Raw genomic sequence first — 20079 nt, 5'->3', positions numbered from 1 at the left:
TACATGTCTGAACATATTTATTGAGTCAATTGATGTTATGAATACCTAACGCGTCATCAGATGCATCCGTATAATGTTATATAATGCAGTGAAAGTAAGGGCTCATGAAAAAACATTATAGCCGAGGAAGAATATTTCCCCACTAAAATAGACTAGCATAAAAGCATAAAATTCTATTTTTAAACAGACAGACTCAGATCATGCATTTGAAGATTACGAGAAAACAGCACTTCCGAGATGGCTTAGCATGTTGCATCGAGAAACTTTCTACAGGCGGAGGATACAGCCGTTTTCTTGCAAAAAGTTTTTTAAATCCGTTATTAGAGATTAGATGAGCGGTGAATCACCATAATACTGATATTAGTTTTTTGCAATAGAACGTTCCGTAAGAACGTTAGCTAATCGGCAGTAATGCTCAACGCTCACATTTTCTGCGCGTAGCGTCGCGTCTATATTCTGTTCTTCTAGTTGTTGTACACTAAAAAGATTAGCAAGGCTATTACGCAGCGTCTTGCGGCGCTGGTTGAAGACCACTTTAGTTAAGGTAGTCAGTGTGTTTAAATCGTAGACTGGAAACGGTAGCGTCAAATAGGGCACTAGACGCACGACCGCTGAATCCACTTTTGGAACCGGCCGAAATGAAGCCGGCTGCACCTCCAGTATCGGGATAATATCGCAGTAGTATTGGGCCATGACGCTTAATCGGCCGTAGGATTTACTGTTCGGACGCGCTATGAGCCGGTTGACTACTTCTTTTTGCAGCATAAAGTGCATGTCACGAACAACATGAGTATATTGGAAGAGATGAAAAATCAGCGGTGTGGAAATATTGTAAGGCAGGTTACCAAATACCCGAAGAGGCCGTCCCAACTCGTTGGAAAGCTCGGAAAAATTTACTGTCAGCGCGTCCTGGTTTTTGATGTTCAGCCGGCCCCGTAAAAAAAAATGAGTAGCTAGGCGGTTAATTAAATCACGGTCAACTTCAATTACAGTCATGGCGTTAACGCGCGCTGCCACGAGCGCAGTCAGGGCACCTAATCCAGGCCCTATTTCAACCATTGCATCGCCTGCCTCGGGATGAATAGCAGAAACAATAGTGTCGATCATTTTTTTATCGTGCAAAAAGTGCTGGCCGAAATGCTTTTGAGCTACATGCCCCCGATAAACGCGGTTATTCATTACGATTTCTAATCATTCTTATGGTAAGATTCAGAGCAGTTTTAATACTGCCAGCCTTTGCATATCCTGAACCCGATAGCTCTAGAGCTGTGCCATGGTCAACGGACGTACGAATAAAAGGAAGCCCCAGCGTGATATTAACCGTACGGCCGAATCCCTGATATTTTATCACCGGTAGCCCTTGATCGTGGTACATAGCTAGTACCGCATCTGCCTGTTGCAAATATTTTATTTGGAATAAAGTATCAGCGGGCAACGGTCCGATCAAATGGTACCCTGTATCGCGCAGTTTATCCAGAACAGGGGTGATTATCTCAATTTCTTCCAGCCCCATATAGCCGCTTTCGCCGGCGTGGGGGTTCAGCCCACAAACATAGATGCACGGCTGCGGGACGCTGAATTGTTTTTTCAGGGACTGGACTAAAATCGTAATCACTTTCTGAAGGGACTGACGAGTGATGGCGCCTGGAACTGCCAGCAGCGGCACGTGAGTGGTTGCAAGAGCGACACGCAGCGACTGTGTCGCTAACATCATGACTACGAGATCACACCCACTCCGCTCAGCGAAATATTCGGTATGGCCGATGAACGGAATGCCTCCCTCGTTAATAATGCCTTTATGCACCGGACCTGTTAGCAGTGCTGCGAATTCGCCGTTGAGGCAGCCGTCACAGGCGCGGGCCAGAGTTGCTATTACATAATGGCTATTATCTACATTAAGAGTGCCGGCAATGACCGGTACCTGCGCTGAGACGGGTAGCACAGTTAGTTCGCCGGCTCTAGAAGGTATGGCTGGTTGTTCAGGTCGATAAAGAACAAGACGTAAAGGGAGGTGAAGTTGCTTTGCCCGGGACATCAATATTGTAGGCTCAGCACATATTACCAGCTCGACTGGCCACGCCTGCTGAGCTAGGATAACGATGAGATCAGGACCTATTCCAGCGGGTTCTCCCGGTGTGATGATAATGCGTTCGTTATTATTTCTCATTAGTTATTGATAATTTTCACATAGGCTGAAACACGCCGTTCCTGCAGCCAAGGCTGCACCTCATCGGAAAACTTGCGGTTTAATAGTAGTTGATAGGCACGGTCTTTCCTTGCGGCATCGGTGCAGTCTACTTGACGAATGTCTATAAGCTGAATTAGATGCCATCCGAAGGAAGAATGCACCGGCATGCTAATTTCTCCTTTCTTTAGCTGCATTAGTGCATTACGGAAGAGTGGATCGAATGCCGACGCGGAGATCCAGCCTAGATCCCCACCCTGATTCGATGAGCCCGGGTCCTCTGATAGCTGTTTAGCAGCAACGCTGAACTTGATCCGACCGTTCTTGATGTTCGCCGCGATATCCTCAAGCTTACCTCGGGCCTCTTGATCGCTGATCAGTACCGAGGTGCGTAAAAGAATATGACGCGCATGTACTTCGGTGACTGCTACCTTGTTATCACCGCCGCGGATGTCGGTGACTTTTAGAATATGAAAACCAACACCGGAACGAATCGGGCCGATAATGTCTCCTTTCTGAGCGTCCTGTAAGGGCGTCACGAATAGCGATGGCAGCTCTTCGAGTTTTGCCCACTCTATTTTACTTCCTTTCATTAGTCGCTGATTCTCAGGGTCTGTGATTGCATACTTGACTAAGTCATCAACGTATTTGCTTTTTTCAACTAAAGCATTGGCTATTGCCGCTGCTTGATGCAACTGATCTCGGGTTGTTTTTTCTGGTAGCGGAACCAGAATATGGCTGAGATTAAATTCCGTTCGGTTCGCCGCTTGCGCGGCGAGCTGATGAGCTAGTTCATCAATTTCTTGAGGAGAAATGGTAACTCGGGATCGGACTTCGCTATTACGTACTTCGGAAATCAACATCTCCTTTCGGATGTTCTCCCGATATGTCTTGTAGTTTATGCCGCTATGTTCTAGACGATTATGCAGCTGATTGAGAGTCATGTGGTTTTGGGAGAGGATATTACCGATAGCTTGATCCAGCTGCTGTTCGCTGATGGAGAGATTAGCGCGCTGAGCCAACTGTAGAAGGATATTGTCTATAATAAGCTGATTAAGGATCTGTCGACGCATCGACGTGTCATCTGGCAATTTTTGTTTGGTTTCTTGAATACTGCTCTTCAAAGCGGTTAATATGCTGTTCACATCACTTTCTAGGACGACGCCGTTTTCCAGTACGGCAGCCACTTTATCCACGACCTCTGGGGACGCAAAGGAAGGAATCGTGAACAGACCGAGGAAAATGATAAAGGCGCTCCATTTTTTCATGATCGTCCCATATATATCAGTGGTATATGCTGATTATGTTTAATGCGTCTCTTCGAGCATGCCGCATCACAAACCCGCGTAATATGGTTAGGTGCTCGATGTAAGCATGCTGTATGTATCCCGGCTTGAATTACTATTCAATCCGCGTAGTTCAATATTAAATGATACTTTGTTTTCGTACTGGCTAGAACTTTCAGTATTATTCAAGCCGGTAATCTTCCGTTCATAGCCTAGATTAATCGCCCAGCAGCAGGTGTTGTATCTTAAACTGATACATTGATCCGCCGTTTGGTTAGACTTAGTATCGTAACAATAAACACCGACAAGCGACCAGCGGTGAATCAGCGGCCAACTTCCAGTGACTCTCATCTGTGATAAGCCCTTGCGATACTTGGGGTGGCTAATGTTGGTAAGTATTTGATCCGTATATTTCGGACTTGTGTAACGGTAGTTTAGCTGTAGAATATTATTCTCGTCAAATCGGTACTGCAGCACTGCATCTCCGTGCGAAATGCTATTGATTCGGGAGTTATACTGTAGACCGCCACGTACCCGCAACTGATTGCTGAGCTGCCAGTAAGCATCTCCGGCCCAAACTACTTTTCCTATATTAGCATAATTATTGAAGGTGTTGTTGATATCCTCGGTGCGGGGCCGTGAGAAGTAGTAGATTTGACCTAGCGAGGCGTTAAATCGTTCTATGCATTGATCTTTATAAATTTGCGTAGTCAAGCCGCCAACTAATTGGTTAACAGATGCAATACGGTCAAGACCACTATAGATACGTTCGCGGAACAGGCTAGAGTAGTCAGAGGTTTGTAGCATCATGGAGTCGAAGACATTAATATTTTCCTGGTTTCGATAAGGCACATACAGGTATTGTAGCCGCGTTGCTAGCGTCTGTGTGTAATTTGGCGCGGAAGTTATATCACGTTCGAACACCATTTTTCCGCCGGTTTTAAACTGCGGTACAAACCGCTTGACTGACCTTTTTCGGTGATGATTAGGAATGGTATTATTTTTGTAATAATAGCTATTATCCTGTTGATAATAGGTGGCCATTAGTTTTGCTTCGGTATTGAGATGCCCCCAGATATTAGTCAGCGGGAGATTTAGGGTAGGCTCAATATGCAATCTCGTGGTTGCGGGATGGTCATTTCTAACCTTAACAAAGGTGCCTGCCTGGCTAATGACCTTGAGGTTCAATGGACCTATGTTGTTTTTATAGTAGATCAATGCGAACTGAGGCTCGGTACGATAACCGGCGCTGATATTTTTATCAAAAACTTGGAACTGCTTGTGTGATAAAATAGAGTCCCAGTGTTTATTAGTGTAGCTTATGCTGAATTTTTGTGGGGCGTAGCCGGCGATGGGGCCATACTTAGCATCCAGATCGTCGAAATAGTTCGAGTCACTGACTTTTGTGTAGTCAACATTGAAACGCCAGACCTGATTCATGACGCTGTCATGATACCAATAGACCATACAGCGGTCACTTTCCTTGGTGTTAGTATGCGCGGAGCTGTACGCCTGATCCTTGGGTAGCCAGTCAAGCTCTACTAGACCCTCGCCTCGGGTAGTTATATAACGGCACTCAGTCTGGATCTGGGTGCGTCCTCTACTCATGTAGTTCGGAGTGATGGTAGTATCGTAATTCGGTGCTAGCGCTAAATAGTAAGGTGTGTAAAACGCAAAGCCATTATTGCTGCCATATTTAGCATTGGGGATCAGCAACCCGGAACAGCGCTGTCCACTAACCGGCATTTGTAAATACGGGCTGTAGAATACCGGCACCTTGCCGATAGTAAAGCGTGCATTCCAAATCTCAGCGACTTGCTCTTCACGGTCATGAATCACCTCCGATCCACTCACGATCCAGCTGTCATCCCCCAGCATACAAGAGGTAAAATTGCCATTTTTTAAGACTGTGTAGCGGTTATTGCCCCGTTGTTTTATCGTGTCAGCCGCGCCACGGCCCTGCCTTCCTACTAATTGGTAATTACCGTGATAGACGTTAGTATCCTTAGTGTTGAGATTTGACCACGCCTTGTCTCCCTGCAGCTTGATCTCATTGTTCGCGTAATGAACATTACCAGTGGCGGTCAAGATACATACCGGCGTCTGATTGCTTTCCTGTCGCTGTATAAGCTCTACTTTATCGGCCGTTAGTGTGTTATTACCCTGCTCAATGTTTACGTTTCCGCTAAATAAAGCATGTGCTGGATCATGCGATGCAGCTTTATCAGCCTGTATATGCACTGGTAGTATCTCGGGATTATCATTAATAAAAGTTTTAGCATAAGCTGTTACGCCTGAAAAACATTCATCGCCTAGATTGGCTAGTGCTTTCTGGCTATTAAAAGCCAGCCACATAAGGCTTGCTAGCACTGTAGGTAAATATTTTTTATAAGGGTTATTAAAATGTGCCGTCATCTCTAGCCTAGCTTACCCCAGTAAACAGCTAGCGACTATATCACTTATAAGCGTTACGTCAGCGATGAATCCTGTTCTATCGCTGTTTTGCCTAGTGAAGTTAGGCTTCGTGTTTAATGATCGGTATGATACAGCAAAGTATGTAATGACGAGATTATAAATTGAGGAGTATATGCTTTATTGGGGTAAGTTATTAGGAGTGATTATAGCCATCTTGTCAGGTGGTGGCGTCTGGACAATCTTACTAGGTTTATTGCTTGGCCATATAGTAGATGTGGGGAAAGCGCGAAAATCGCGTGTGATAGGTGCTGGCTCTTTTTCTGATCAACAAACTCGGCAAAAGATTTTTTTTCGAACTACTTTCCAGGTAATGGGTCATTTAACGAAGTCTAAAGGGCGGGTTACCGAAGTTGACATCGTGAACGCCAATAGGCTCATGACCAGGATGCAACTGAGTGATGCGCTGAAAAGCAACGCGCATAAGGCTTTTCGAGAAGGGAAAGATAGAGCTTTCCCGTTACGGAGCTGCTTGACCGAGTTTCGACAGGTCTGTTATGGATGCTGCGATCTTGTGCGCATGTTTCTAGAAATCCAAATTCAGGCGGCCTTCGCAGATGGTTGGCTTCACCCTAAGGAACGGCAGGTTCTGTACGTGATCGCTGAAGAGCTAGGTATAAGCCGTAACCATCTTGATCTATGCCTGAGCATGATGGAGGGCACGGCGAAGTTCAGCTCGCAGAATCAGACTAATCATAGCAGCTACCGTCAACCGGGACAGGCGCCGATGCTAACCCTGTCAGCTGCCTGTAAAGTCCTTGGTGTTAGTGTTCAAAACGATGGGCCTACAATTAAGCGCGCCTATCGCAAGCTAATGAGCGAGTATCATCCCGATAAGCTGGTCGCGAAAGGCCTGCCGCCGGCAATGATGGAAATGGCGACACAAAAAGCCCAAGCAATCCAGCGGGCCTATAATTTCTTGAAGAAGGAAAAAAACTTCCGCTAAGCCACACAGATTTTACAGAATTAATGTACTGAGCGCAGGTCGTTTAAGAACGAGTAACGAGCGCTGAATAACAGTCAAGTGCTCGGAGATCAGAATGCAGTTTTCGATGTTGAAAGAGAGAAAATACGGTTTAGCAACACCCTTCGAAATAGCAATATATTAGTGAGCGCCTGATGAGGATGCATTATTGCCAGGGCGGTTAGGTTATAGGTTCATAGTCTTTACACGATACCCTGAGATTACACATTCATCGCCGACGCTGGCCTGATTAAAAGGAGCTGCATCTTGCTTCACTGCTCTCTGATGCGATCAGCTAGTGATCAGTTGACGCAGCCAACGAGTGGACTCTCATTAGCTGTGCGTATACAGCTTTTATAGGACGAGCTTTCGGGGAAAACAAGAGTGTACAAGAAGACTTCGGCTACGCGGATGTGTTCATTGAACATGACCAGGACACTACTGGTTGGCATCTGTAGATGATAACCTATTTAGAGTCATCAAGGCGGGCGTAGTATTTGTGAGACGACGCTAAAAAGGCGTAACACACGTTTGAGGTTTAGAAACTGAGCGGCGGCAGTAACGTAACAACATTTAGAGCAAAAAGTCGGTCATTATCGGCATTCACGGGTTGATACTGACTCACTTCAGTGTATAAAAATTAGTTTTATGTGACGCTGATGCACGGGTAGATGAAAGTATGCTAATGATTAAAGTTGCTGAATCCGATGATGCCTGTTAGTTATCCCTCTTCGGCTGGAGTAAGCATGGTTTTCGTAACAATTTATTGCTCACAAACTTTAATTTATTCAATTAAGTTCCGAGAGAGATGTGCAGTCATCCCGCTGACCATAAGAAATCTAATCTATTAATGTACTAAGCCAGCCAGCAAGGTGGCACTCCACGTGCCTCTGGCTCATAAAGGCCGTGAGGTGTGACGGGGATGTCTAGCAAGGGAAGAGAGGTACAGTGCTGATGACACGTGTAGCAATACCTGCCTCGACTTGTCATGTAGCTCGGTCTTCCTGCTGTAATTAGAAATTCAAGTCTAAGAAAAAGCATGATTGATGAACTCAACTATTTTAGTATCTTGACCTCAGAACGAAGAGCCTTGGGCACTTCAAAAAGAATGTTCTCTTCACAGCCCACGAGCTCTCTTTCGTCTTCAGCGCCCAGCGAGCGCAGATGTTTGATGACTTGCTCTACTAGTATATTCGGTGCCGAGGCGCCAGCGGTAACGCCAATAACCCGCTTTCCGCGCAGCCAGTTTTCCTGAATGTTGCTGGCCCTGTCAATGAGATAGGCTGGCGTGCCAACCCTCTGCGCCAGTTCTGCCAGGCGATTAGAGTTAGAGGAGTTTTTTGATCCTACTACTAGCACTACATCTGCACCAACCGCCAGAGAGCGTACGGCTCTCTGGCGGTTGGTGGTAGCGTAGCAAATGTCTTCTTTACGCGGCCCAATAATAGACGGAAACCGTTCACGCAGTGCTTGAATGATGTCGGAAGTACTCTCTACCGAGAGCGTCGTTTGGGTCATAAAACACAGATTATCGATGTTTTTAACTTGCAACTGCCACACATCGTCCGGTGATTCTACCAGATACATGCCGCTATCGGGGTTGTTGTATTGACCCATAGTCCCCTCTACCTCAGGATGACCGGCATGCCCAATTAGAATGGCTTCAATCCCTTTACGGCTGGCTCGGGCAACTTCCATATGTACTTTGGTTACGAGCGGGCAGGTGGCGTCGAACAGCGTCAAGGTGCGTTGGCGCGCCTCTGCTCGTACGGCTTGGGAAACACCGTGGGCAGAGAAAATCAGAATCGAGTTATGGGGTACTGTAGCGATGTCCTCAATGAAAATTGCCCCTTGTTGACGTAACGTATCGACTACATAACGATTATGTACCACTTCATGGCGAACATAAATTGGCGCACCGTATATTTCTAGCGCGCGCTCAACTATGCTAATTGCTCGGTCAACACCCGCGCAAAATCCGCGCGGATTAGCCAACAGTATACGCATCTTTCGCCTCCAGTTGCAGTTTATAATCTCCAGCACCTCAATATCACACTAGACTACTCGACCGGAGATTGCCTTGTTGTAATCAGCCGTCGTAGAGGTTTGATAAACGTCATCACGTTTCCCTAGAATTCCTCTAACGTTGTTGATTCTGCTAAATAAGGCGCTGTTACCCCCTACGACTGCTTTCCGGTCGCAGCAAAATTGCATCGCGAATAAAGCTCAATGAGCTTGAGGATTAATTAAACTGAATACTACCTTTAGTTTTAGGGAAATGACCGGCGTGTCTCCTGACCCTAGCCGCGTAGATTTTTCTTCAATGTAGCGTATAGTTTAGCGTTTCTCCTAACTAGAAAATAACCGCTTGTTCTGTGCTGAGTCGCATGAGGCTGACAGGGCTTAGCTTAGCCTGCCAAAGATTAAAATTCACCCATACGTTACTGTTTAGTTGATGGGTCATGAGGCATTACTTCATCTTTCTATTTAGTAATTGTCTTGCGGTGGTGCAGAAACAGTCTTCTCGTACAATGAGTACAGCGCCAATAAAAATTCCTATATCCGCTAAGTTGAAAGTCGGCCAGTGCCAATGACCTAAATAGACATCAATAAAGTCGATCACCACACCATGTACTATTCGGTCATATACGTTACCCAGGGCTCCACCAATCATCATCGCGTAGGCTGCTTTCGAAAGCCGGTCGCGCGTATCCAAATGATACATTATGATCAGCAGTATCATTGTTATGATTATTGCGATGCCGGAGAACGCGAAGCGGGACCATCCGCCCTTGTCTGCCAGAAAACTAAAGGCGGCGCCCGGATTCTGAGTATAGGTAAAATTAAGAAATGGTAGAACTGGTACCGACTTACCAAGCCAGAAATTCTGTACGATCCACTGTTTGCTAGCGCGATCCAATGCTATTACCGTTAGCGCTAGCCAAAGCCAGCATAGGCCCGTAGACATTATTTTTTTATGCATTAGACAAACTTACGTCCTTCTCCTAAGCCGACTACATTCGTGAGGCAGCGACTGCAAATCTCAGGATGATTGGCATGCTGGCTGATATTCATTTCATAATGCCAGCAGCGGGGGCATTTCTCCCCATCGGCTTTTGCCAACGCAATTCTTAACCCCTTTATCCCCGAAGACTGCACCGCGTCATCGCTTGCATCACCATAATTCGCAACAACGGCTCTTGAGGTTAGTAGCGCGAAGTGAAGCTCATCCCCTAATTCGCGTAGTGAAGCGGCAAGAACCGGTACTGCATAGAGCGTGACGGAGGCCTCTAGTGAACCTCCAATACGCTTGTCTACGCGTGCCTGCTCGATCACCTTATTGGTTTCGCTACGCACCTGAAGCAAAGTTTGCCAATAAGCATCATCCATTAACTGTGGAGCGGTGAGTCCGAACAGGCCGTCATACCACTCTTCCGTAAAGACATATTGCGAACGTTCTCCAGGAATGAAGCCCCAGATTTCATCAGCGGTAAAGGAAATAATGGGCGCGATCCAGCGCACTAAGGCTTCAATAATATGATACAGAGCTGTCTGGCAGCTTCGGCGGGCGATACTGTCTGCTTTAGTTGTGTACTGCCGGTCTTTGATTATTTCCAGGTAAAAAGAACCCATTTCGATCGAGCAAAACTGCATCGTGCGTTGTAGGGCATTATGAAAATCATAGCGTTCGTAAGCTGAGATAATCGAAGATTGCGCTGCTAGCGCTCGGCTTACCGCCCACAGATCTAGAGCTACCATCTTCTCAGGGCTAACCGTATCGCGCACCGGATTAAAGCCGTTGAGATTAGCCAGAAGAAAACGTGCAGTATTGCGGATCCGGCGATAGGCGTCGCTAGACCGCGCGAGAATCTTATCGGACACCGCTATCTCGCCGGTGTAGTCGGTAGAGGCGACCCAGAGACGAAGGATGTCTGCGCCTAGCTGATCTGTAATTTGCTGCGGACTGACCACATTACCCGCCGATTTAGACATTTTCCGGCCATGTTCGTCGACGGTAAAACCATGGGTGAGCACCTGACGATAAGGTGCTGTGTCGTAGATGGCGGTAGATATTATCAGCGATGACATGAACCAGCCGCGATGCTGATCAGACCCTTCTAGGTACATGTCGGGCACATGGCTTCTAAATTCCGGCCGGACCGCTACCACAGAGGCATGGGTGGATCCAGAGTCAAACCAAACGTCAAGGGTATCTTGTACTTTGTGATAATGAGCGGCATCCTCGCCTAAAATCTCGGATGGATCTAAATTCCACCAGGCCTCAATACCGTCTTTCTCAACCCGCTTCGCCACTGTTTCCATCAGCTCTACTGTGCGAGGATGAAGCGCTTCAGTCTTGTTATGTATGAATAAAGCCATTGGCACACCCCAGGCGCGCTGCCGTGAAATACACCAGTCTTGACGGTGTTCAACCATGGTTTTAATGTGCGCTTCGTTCCATTGGGGAATCCATTCGACATCCTTGATGTTTTCAAGCGATTGTTGACGAAGGTCGCGTTGATCCATACTGAGGAACCACTGCGGGGTGGCACGAAAGATAATTGGCGTTTTGTGGCGCCAGCAGTGTGGATAGCTGTGCCGCCGTTGATCCACGTGAAGCAGAGTGCCGCTGTCGCGGAGTAGGCCTATCACCACGTCATTAGCTTTTAACACTGGCAAACCATCCAGCAGCGGAAGAGTTCCAGGAAGATAACAGCCGTCAGGGCCTACGGGATTGGAGCACTCCAGGCTGTATTGTTGCCCGACGACATAGTCATCGGGGCCATGGACAGGGGCGATGTGTACTGCTCCGGTGCCCTGGCCCAGTGTTACGTGATGGCCTAGAGTGATCGGCAAATCGCAGCCCGTGAACGGATGGCGGAATCGTAGTAGCTCAAGCGATCGGCCTTTGGCACTACCTAACAGCGTCCAGTCCGTAATGCCTATGCGCGACATAACGCTTTCTACCAGAGCCGTGGCCATAATATAACCTTGCCCGTTACATTTGACTAATTGATAGTCAAAATTGGGGTGGACGGCGATAGCACGATTAGCCGGAAGTGTCCAGGGGGTGGTAGTCCAGATCACCAGTGAAACTTGGGCCGTAAAATTAGAAACGCCGAACTTAATGGCCACCGCGCTGGCGTCTTTCGCCGAGAAAGCCACATCAATAGATGGCGAAGTTCGGTCATAATACTCAACCTCAGCCTCTGCCAAGGCAGAGCGGCAATCGATGCACCAATGAACAGGCTTAGCGCCTTTATACAGATGGCCTTTGGCGATGATCTGCCCAAGAGTACGAATAATGTTCGCCTCTGTACTAAAGTGCATGGTGAGGTAAGGATGTGCCGAATCAAAAAGCACGCCAAGCCGCATGAAATCTTTTTTTTGTCTTGTTACCTGCGCGGCTGCATAATGACGGCAGGCGATCCGGAATTCCGAGGAGCTAACTTTTTCGCCCGGCTTTCCGATTAGTTGTTCTACTTGAATTTCAATCGGCAGGCCGTGACAATCCCAGCCAGGAATATAAGGCGTATCATACCCCATCATTCCTTTGGATTTTAAGATAATATCTTTAAGGATTTTATTAACTGAGTGTCCGATATGAATGCTGCCATTAGCATAAGGAGGTCCGTCATGGAGAATAAACATTTTCTTGCCTTTCTTAGCCTGACGCATAATCCCGTATAGATCTTGTTCATACCAGCGTTGCAGCATGATAGGCTCACGCTTGGATAAATCCCCACGCATGGGAAAGTCTGTTTTAGGCAAATTCAGTGTATTTTTGTAATCAGTCATTCGATTCTCGGTTCCGTTTTCGGTTTGAGAATTATTGAAGGCTTACCAGCCTGAAATAATCGCGCGCGCTCACGACATCATTAATAATTTGTCGCTTCAAGTCGTCTAAAGAAGCAAAGCGCTTTTCATTGCGTACTTTTTCGTGGATTATAACCTCTATATGCCTACCGTATAGATTCATGGCCACATCCAACAAATGTACTTCTAGGCGTTGGCGTAAACCAGCTACCGTAGGGCAGGTGCCGATATTAGCAATGCCAGGCAGCGGCTTAGCGCTGATACCGTAGACCCGTACCGCATACAAGCCATTTATTGGCGCCTGGCGCCCTTTTAGTGATACGTTAGCGGTCGGGAATCCGATAGTTCGACCCAGAGCGTCTCCATGCACTACACGGCCGGAAAGTCGATAGGGATGCCCCAGAAGCATTTCCGCTTCTACAAGACGATCCTGTGCGAGCGCCTCCCGTACAGCAGTGCTGCTAATGCGACGTCCACCTTCAGTGTAGGTTATAGTGCTCATTACTTCAAATCCAGTAGCTTTTCCCAGCCGCTGAAGCATGGCGTAGTCGCCCTGCTGCCGAGCGCCAAAACGAAAGTCGTCACCGACGCCTATAAAGCTTACGCCCATTTTTTTTACCAGCACATCCGTGACAAATGCGCTGGCGCTGAGTGCTGAAAACCTTTTGTCAAAAGTGACGCATATCACTACTTCTACGCCTGCAGCTGATAGATATTTTATTTTATCTCTCAACCGGGTCAAGCGTGCTGGTGCTGTATCACCCGCGAAATATTCTTGCGGCTGAGGCTCAAATATCATGACCATTACCGGAAGACTGCGCCGTCGTCCCTCAGTTTGCAAGGCTGCTATAAGAGCCTGGTGTCCACGGTGAAATCCGTCAAAATTTCCGATGGACAAGACGCACCCATAGTGACGTGGCTGTAAATTATGCATGCCGCAAATCAGCTCCATAGCAGCTTAAGACACCTAAAACAGTGGAAATCAACGCATTATACCTTTTGCTATGGCTAAGGGTAACCTGCAATTTGAATTTTTCAGAAAAACCATTCTTTTGGCTGATAATGACCAAAAAACGTTTTGATTGCATTAAGGAGAATGTCTAACGCGGGAAGACTATTAAGGCTGGTTATAGCTATGTCCTTCGGGGTCTGCAAGACCCCTAACAGAACAATAATAAGATGAGGCATTTTATTTTTTATCGTCCTACCTACCCGTTCATCATTATTTCTATCCCGCATCCTACGCTAATTATTCAGAAAGTATTTTAAATAGGAATAAGGAATAAAATCGGTGCAGGAAGTGAGAAAAAAGAATGCGTCCGGTGTTTCTTTTTCTAGAGATGATTTTACCCCCACGTAGAAGTAGATTTAGGAGCGCGTAGTTGCTCTCCATAGCAGGATCTAGTGTAATATTGCACACCAAACCTTGGCGGGTTCAGGTTTTTAACTCTCTCATCTAAGAGTCAATCTTACGTTGCGAAGATCAATTATTTGACTGAACTCACGAGGGCTCAAGTCTCTTCTGTGAAAGAGATATTGGCTGGTATTAATTGTCTTTTGTCGATTACTGCGCAAAAAAATACCTGGAAATCATAGCAGAAGAGTTGTGCGTTTACACATCAACGCAACAAAGCTTTACAGAGACTGCAGTAAAACTCTAAATACCTGTTTTAATATAGCTGTGTAGTGGGGCCTCCTGCCTGAGAAAATAACCTGTCTCTCGTGCGCAAGCGAAGTATTGTCTATTTATAAAGTGTTTTAGAATACAGACAGGTGATGCTGCAGTTTCAGTGAAACGATTGCCGTCCTTCATGTAAACTTATGATGTTAAACCTCAAGTGCAAGCAGAGGTTGTTGCAAAAATAAAAATTTTGGTGCGAATTAACTCTGTTCATCATTATCTTATTTCATAACGTTCTCTCACGGTCACTCAAAAGTTTTAAGTTACCCACTGATTGACTGATAATAATGTTATAAGAGCAAGTTGTTCTCTAGCAGCATGAAGAAATAATTATGCTATTGCTGAATCGTACAGAAAACATTCCTCTTAGATAACGTAAGAAATTTATTTTTTAATTAGATGGAGTGTTCAGCGCAAGGTAGATGATGTTGCGCTTCTTTGCGCTTCACTACGGCCGTTAAAGATACGTATTGTATCAATGTTAAAACTTATAGCACTATCAGTAATAGGATAGGCTAATTCTTTGTTTTTAAAACAAAAAATATATCATAGCATTATTAAGACGTTAAAATACGGTGAAATTACCCATTGTGTAATTAACTGACGCGACCTTGAAGTTTTTTTTTGAAACAAAATATCTCCTTTAGAAGCATGATGTCGAGCAATGTAGTTCGTGGTGTTGTAAATGCCATCAGGCGTTGGAAGGCATGGCACAGGGACTGCTTTTTGCTAATGCATTACAGAGTAGTTTACTAATTAATAAGTTCTGAAGGAGAAGACCAAGTTTACGCACTGGAAAAGTGGATCCACGTTGAATTAAGAGCGCTGACAAAACACCGGCATGTCATAACGCTCTACTGAGTATTATCATAACGCCGCTTCTTCTTGCCCAAAGGGCGATAATATCGCACATCGTCTAGTATGAATGCAATAATTCAATTAAAAATCAATTTTTAATTAGCGGTAATGATGCCTTAGGAGCAATAGCAGGTTTGAATTGTGCAGACCGCCCGGAATAGTTGTTGTATGGTGAATAATACTAGTCGGTAGTTTTAAGCAGGTGCGACTATAATACGTAAGCAGGAAAGCCGGTGAATAATAATTTAAACGCTTACTGGCATGCGCTGGTGAGGCATCCTTCCGCTGTTTGTATCGTAAAGACACAGCATCCCTAGAGTTACGCTTGTCATTTCCGCTAATGAGATGCTTTAGAATATCTTCTCCATGGAGCCACATACGCCCCATGGGGGAGTGCACTATATATTCTATAAGTGCACCCTGTTGCTTGCATCGCTTATTTTTAATTGTCTTTAGTTGTTACTTTTAAAGGTTATCTTTTGTGATAGAGGTTAGGCCTTGTAGGCACCCTACTGAGATGAGCAGTCATTATCAAATGTTCAATTTATTGATTTAAGCTATAGTACACTAATGAAGCTGAATGATATCAGCGGTCAATAGCATGAAGACAGATCACGTAACCCAGAAAGATTGGTGATGGGGCGTTTTTCTGTAAGTTTGCACCTGTATAGGTGATTATCTGCACGAATCAAGAAGAGTTCATTTATTTAAGGCGAGCTGCCTGCGGCCTGCAGTATTTTTCAGTTTAGGTCTTCCGAACCTGCGCATACATTTCCCACTATCGGGATGCTAAGATTGCTAAATGTAGCCTATTAAGCGGGGACAAAAGCTATATACGGGGCGGGTATTAGGTTCATAAAAATCAGCGACAGATGCTATTATTAGAGCAATGAGGGAAGAAAGATTACACCGGCACCCGCTTATTCTGCCTTAATTTCAATTTTTTTAAGTAGGTTCGCTAAGAGTTAGGAGTAAGAGATGTTAACGCGTGATATAAATATTATGGATGACACCGAATTATGGCAGGCAATCAATCAGGAAGTAGTGCGCCAGGAAGAGCACATTGAACTCATTGCTTCTGAAAATTATGCTAGCCAACACGTTATGCGGGCACAGGGCTCACAGTTAACTAATAAATATGCTGAAGGTTATCCTGGAAAACGTTACTACGGCGGATGTAAATATGTCGATGTAGTAGAGCGTCTTGCTATCGAGCGCGCAAAGCTGCTTTTTGGTGCCGATTATGCAAATGTTCAGCCTCATTCAGGATCACAAGCCAATTTTGCCGTTTATACTGCCTTGCTTCAGCCGGGCGATACTGTGCTGGGCATGAATTTATCACACGGTGGTCATTTGACCCACGGTTCTCCGGTCAACTTCTCTGGAAAATTATATAATATTGTGCCTTACGGTATTAATAGGCATGGGCATATCGATTATAAGCAGCTAGAAGAACTGGCGACTACGCATCAGCCAAAAATGATTATCGGCGGTTTCTCTGCTTATGCTTGCGTAGTAGATTGGCCAAAAATGCGGAAAATCGCCAACAGCATTGGCGCGTATCTCTTTGTAGATATGGCTCACGTGGCCGGTCTTATCGCCGCCGATGTGTACCCGAGCCCAGTGCCCTACGCTCACGTAGTGAGCACTACGACTCACAAGACTCTGGCCGGCCCCCGGGGCGGGTTGATCTTGGCAAAGGGGGGAAGTGAAGCGCTATATAAAAAGCTGAACTCCGCCGTATTCCCCGGAGCGCAGGGCGGCCCATTAATGCATGTGATCGCTGCTAAGGCGGTTGCGTTAAAAGAAGCGATGGAGCCTGCCTTTAAAACCTACCAGCAACAGGTGGTCAATAACGCTAAGATTATGGTAGAGGTCTTTTTATCTCGAGGCTTTACAGTCGTTTCTGGTTCTACCGAGAATCACCTGTTTCTGCTAAATTTAGTGGATAAAAATTTGACTGGTGTAGAGGCAGATTCAGCCCTAGGCCGTGCCAATATTACTGTTAACAAGAACAGCGTCCCGAACGATCCGCAAAGCGCGTTTGTTACCTCCGGAGTACGTATCGGTACGCCAGCCGTCACCCGCCGCGGTTTTAACGGGGCTGATGTTCGCGAATTAGCGGGCTGGATCTGTGACATACTCGAAGATATTAATAACGATACAGTGATTGAAAAAACTAAACATAAAGTGCTTGAGATCTGTGCCCGTCATCCTGTTTACGCCTAACAACCTACTGAAAGTTTTTTTTAGAAAACGAGGGCTCTCATGCTATCACTACTAGTGGGGAAGAAGAGGTCTTTGTTGGGAAAAGTGCCCTTAACCCTGCCTCCATGGGGCTGAAGGAGTATAATCGTGGTGATTGGCGGAGGACCGTTGTAACTAGATCGGAGATGTTCTGACGCATGAGTCTACTTTCTTTCGGGCCTAAAAATCCGTGACGAGTAAAGAGCAGGTTTTTATTTAAACATTAGAATGCCTATAATTGTTTTTTAAATGCGTACATTGCCTGCATATTGCTGACGGATTAAAAAGCGATCTTTAGAAATTATGGTATCTGTTCACAGTTTTATATCTTTACTTTATACGTTTTTGCCCCGTTTTCTGTAGGGCCACTTTAAATTGACCTAGCATGGAAATGCACGACAGCAGTCCGAGATTTTATTTGGTAAAAAAACACGATACTCCTTATTCCAGAGAAAAATATTACAGCGCGTTGGCGCGTAGAAAGATAAAGATATGTTGTATCTATTGTTATTTTAACTTTTCAGGTTTCTGTTATTGCCTTTCTGGCAATGGACGGCATGTAAAGGTAGAAAAATATTGATTGCTAAATGTTTTGATATTAAAAGATTGTTTATTGCGAAGGCTTGAGAAACTGCGAATCAGTCGATTAAAAGCCCACCGTAGCTGCCCGTTATTAGACTACTAATAAAGCTCTAGGGGCTTTACCTGTGTTATTATTTCATGACTGTTAAATTTTTTAGTGTTTTCTTGCTGAGGTGAATACTGTTTTATGCCTACTGGTCAGGTAGAATCGAGCATAGCTTTTCCCCTAAGTGATGTTTTAAATTATCTGGTTGTTAGAATCGGATGCGAATCTAGATAATGCGTGGCAAATATAAAAATATTTCAGTGAGCCGAGGAGATGTTTGTTCTTCTTAAATCTTAGGGACAATGTCCCCCTCTGGGAGGGGAGATATTACATCAAGCTGTTATTTTCGACAATTTCTTCTAGATTGAAATAGATTGCATCCTGTCAATGTGCTAAATGGATTGATCTTTGCAGCAGTTAATCATGGAGCCAGCCTTTATTAGTAAACATTAATTCGAGATGGCTACTTTTAGCGACTAGCAAAATTCACAGACGAATAGTAAAGTACGAATTTATTCAATAGTCTAATTGAGGAGGGCTGCACCGTAACAGACATTAGATCAGCATATAGTCGTGCTTGTTCATGAGGGAGAAAGTGCTCCTCTGAAGCATCGATCACAATGCTATATTTAGTGTCGAATATAGAGACATCTTGCGCGCGGCTAGAACCGGCTACAGCATGACACGAGTAATAAGTATCGGTGATCTGGACACTTACTCAGTCGTAAATCAGACATGATGATAATCGTGAGCCATCATATATTATTCAATTATTTTGTCATCTCATCATTTTTGTGTTTAAAAATAGTTTGAAATCAAGACCGTTGATATGGGTACGTACATTCAAGTGATGCGGCTGTATTGATCGGATATGTTTATTCTTTAACTAGATGAATAAAGTCGATGCAATAAGATCTTATAAAAACTCATATATAAGTCATTTAAAAGACTGTAACTGCATCTGCTTAAAGCAGACACCTACTTTTTCGGAGTCAATAAAGTTATTGCGAGTTATCTGCTTTCCGTAAAAAAACCATGCTTATCTTATTTAAAGTAGGATAATAAATATATTATCATACTATGAACTATTTTTAACCACGTTTACTGTGATTTTTGTAGATCTATGAAAACATTTTACAGAAAAATGTTTAATACCAGCTCAGTAAGCTAAAAGAATTAGTTTTTCTATTACGATATTTTAGTATAAGAACATAATGTTTCTAGTGTAGAATTTCTGTGTGAAGTTTTATACTGATAATGTTAAATTACAGATATCAATTAGCACATAGCATTCAATAACCTTTGATGTTTAGAAGACTAACAGATAATTATCTTCATCGAAGAATATCAATGATAGGAAAACATTTTACATTTCTCGCGATCTAGATTTTTAAGGAGCTAACGTGCATTGATGTTAAGGGTATATTGCAAAGAAAACTACTGCACATGTTTCTAAAACCATAAATCTGTGTTCTCCAGGTTTACCTTGTAAAGTGTTTTGAATACCCCTTATACTGCTTTCTGAAGGACCGCAGGAGCAGTAATTTTTTTGTTATCGTGAGAATTCCCCTTTTTAGACTATAGTCTTTGATGCATCAGTCGTGATTTCATTTGGGGTGCGAAAAACCTTTTTTAGCCCTCCCTTTCTTGCATTGAAAGAAAAATTTATGATCAATAGGATGGAAAATATCCTGCAGCTTTTTCCGGCCTTTAGCGCTGCTGAAGACTTTTGTGAAGGTTATGATACCGTTGTCAGAGAGTGTCTACACCTTTACAGTATCGGTTAGGTTTAGTAGCATATTGCATGTTTACAATTTCGAGCAAGATAGTTGCTTGAGAGCGATAATGTGGAGGCGCTGCAAGCGGCTAGCAACACTTTTTTGAGCGATGATTTTATGAGGATTTCTTAGAGACTCACACTGACAAGGGATGTGTCAGGTA

Annotated in this window: 10 protein-coding genes; 2 read left to right on the top strand and 8 right to left on the bottom strand. The window is 44.7% G+C overall.

Going from position 1 to position 20079, the window contains the following annotated elements; translation table 11 throughout:
- Nucleotides 1-360: 360 nt before the first annotated feature.
- The 4 genes from rsmA to lptD all read right to left on the bottom strand — a co-directional run bounded on the left by rsmA (nucleotide 361) and on the right by lptD (nucleotide 5886).
- Nucleotides 361-1179 (bottom strand): 16S rRNA (adenine(1518)-N(6)/adenine(1519)-N(6))-dimethyltransferase RsmA, encoded by an 819-nt coding sequence (gene rsmA / locus A359_RS02285; RefSeq protein ID WP_014888241.1) that lies wholly within the window; start codon nucleotides 1177-1179, stop codon nucleotides 361-363.
- The gene (gene pdxA, locus A359_RS02280; RefSeq protein ID WP_014888240.1) at nucleotides 1172-2167 is read right to left on the bottom strand and encodes a 4-hydroxythreonine-4-phosphate dehydrogenase PdxA; all 996 of its coding nucleotides are present in this window, start codon (nucleotides 2165-2167) and stop codon (nucleotides 1172-1174) included. The genes rsmA and pdxA overlap by 8 nt, the downstream gene beginning before the upstream one ends.
- Nucleotides 2167-3453 carry a peptidylprolyl isomerase SurA gene (surA, locus tag A359_RS02275; RefSeq protein ID WP_014888239.1) on the bottom strand — a complete coding sequence of 429 codons (1287 nt, stop codon included), beginning with the start codon at nucleotides 3451-3453 and terminating at the stop codon, nucleotides 2167-2169. Before surA ends, pdxA begins: the two co-directional genes overlap by 1 nt.
- An 87-nt stretch (nucleotides 3454-3540) precedes the next feature.
- Complete coding sequence (gene lptD / locus A359_RS02270; protein WP_014888238.1) at nucleotides 3541-5886, bottom strand: LPS assembly protein LptD; 2346 nt, start codon at nucleotides 5884-5886, stop codon at nucleotides 3541-3543.
- 172 nt (nucleotides 5887-6058) lie between these two features.
- Between lptD and djlA the strand changes: the two genes are divergently transcribed.
- Nucleotides 6059-6889 (top strand): co-chaperone DjlA, encoded by an 831-nt coding sequence (gene djlA, locus A359_RS02265; protein WP_014888237.1) that lies wholly within the window; start codon nucleotides 6059-6061, stop codon nucleotides 6887-6889.
- A gap of 1074 nt (nucleotides 6890-7963) precedes the next feature.
- Here djlA and ispH read toward each other — a convergent pair.
- From ispH to ribF, 4 genes are all read right to left on the bottom strand, one after another.
- Complete coding sequence (ispH, locus tag A359_RS02260) at nucleotides 7964-8914, bottom strand: 4-hydroxy-3-methylbut-2-enyl diphosphate reductase (protein WP_014888235.1); 951 nt, start codon at nucleotides 8912-8914, stop codon at nucleotides 7964-7966.
- Nucleotides 8915-9377: 463 nt separating this feature from the next.
- A complete protein-coding gene (gene lspA, locus A359_RS02255) occupies nucleotides 9378-9890 on the bottom strand; it encodes a signal peptidase II (protein WP_014888233.1) in 513 nt (170 codons plus the stop codon).
- Complete coding sequence (gene ileS / locus A359_RS02250) at nucleotides 9890-12706, bottom strand: isoleucine--tRNA ligase (protein ID WP_014888232.1); 2817 nt, start codon at nucleotides 12704-12706, stop codon at nucleotides 9890-9892. Before ileS ends, lspA begins: the two co-directional genes overlap by 1 nt.
- A gap of 31 nt (nucleotides 12707-12737) precedes the next feature.
- Nucleotides 12738-13676 (bottom strand): bifunctional riboflavin kinase/FAD synthetase, encoded by a 939-nt coding sequence (ribF, locus tag A359_RS02245; protein ID WP_044104530.1) that lies wholly within the window; start codon nucleotides 13674-13676, stop codon nucleotides 12738-12740.
- Between the two features lie 2565 nt (nucleotides 13677-16241).
- On the opposite strand from ribF, the gene glyA reads away from it, so the two are divergent.
- A complete protein-coding gene (gene glyA, locus A359_RS02235; protein WP_014888229.1) occupies nucleotides 16242-17492 on the top strand; it encodes a serine hydroxymethyltransferase in 1251 nt (416 codons plus the stop codon).
- The last annotated feature ends 2587 nt before the right edge of the window (nucleotides 17493-20079 follow it).

The organism is secondary endosymbiont of Ctenarytaina eucalypti (assembly GCF_000287335.1).
Lineage (GTDB): Bacteria > Pseudomonadota > Gammaproteobacteria > Enterobacterales > Enterobacteriaceae.
Note: the sequence above shows the minus strand (reverse complement) of the source record. Positions and strands in the feature narration are given on the sequence as shown.

Excerpts from the sequence above, each read along its gene's own strand:
- rsmA (WP_014888241.1), bottom strand. The coding sequence starts at position 1,179 with ATGAATAACCGCGTTTATCGGGGGCATGTAGCTCAAAAGCATTTCGGC.
- pdxA (WP_014888240.1), bottom strand. The coding sequence starts at position 2,167 with ATGAGAAATAATAACGAACGCATTATCATCACACCGGGAGAACCCGCT.
- surA (WP_014888239.1), bottom strand. The coding sequence starts at position 3,453 with ATGAAAAAATGGAGCGCCTTTATCATTTTCCTCGGTCTGTTCACGATT.
- lptD (WP_014888238.1), bottom strand. The coding sequence starts at position 5,886 with ATGACGGCACATTTTAATAACCCTTATAAAAAATATTTACCTACAGTG.
- djlA (WP_014888237.1), top strand. The coding sequence starts at position 6,059 with ATGCTTTATTGGGGTAAGTTATTAGGAGTGATTATAGCCATCTTGTCA.
- ispH (WP_014888235.1), bottom strand. The coding sequence starts at position 8,914 with ATGCGTATACTGTTGGCTAATCCGCGCGGATTTTGCGCGGGTGTTGAC.
- lspA (WP_014888233.1), bottom strand. The coding sequence starts at position 9,890 with ATGCATAAAAAAATAATGTCTACGGGCCTATGCTGGCTTTGGCTAGCG.
- ileS (WP_014888232.1), bottom strand. The coding sequence starts at position 12,706 with ATGACTGATTACAAAAATACACTGAATTTGCCTAAAACAGACTTTCCC.
- ribF (WP_044104530.1), bottom strand. The coding sequence starts at position 13,676 with ATGGAGCTGATTTGCGGCATGCATAATTTACAGCCACGTCACTATGGG.
- glyA (WP_014888229.1), top strand. The coding sequence starts at position 16,242 with ATGTTAACGCGTGATATAAATATTATGGATGACACCGAATTATGGCAG.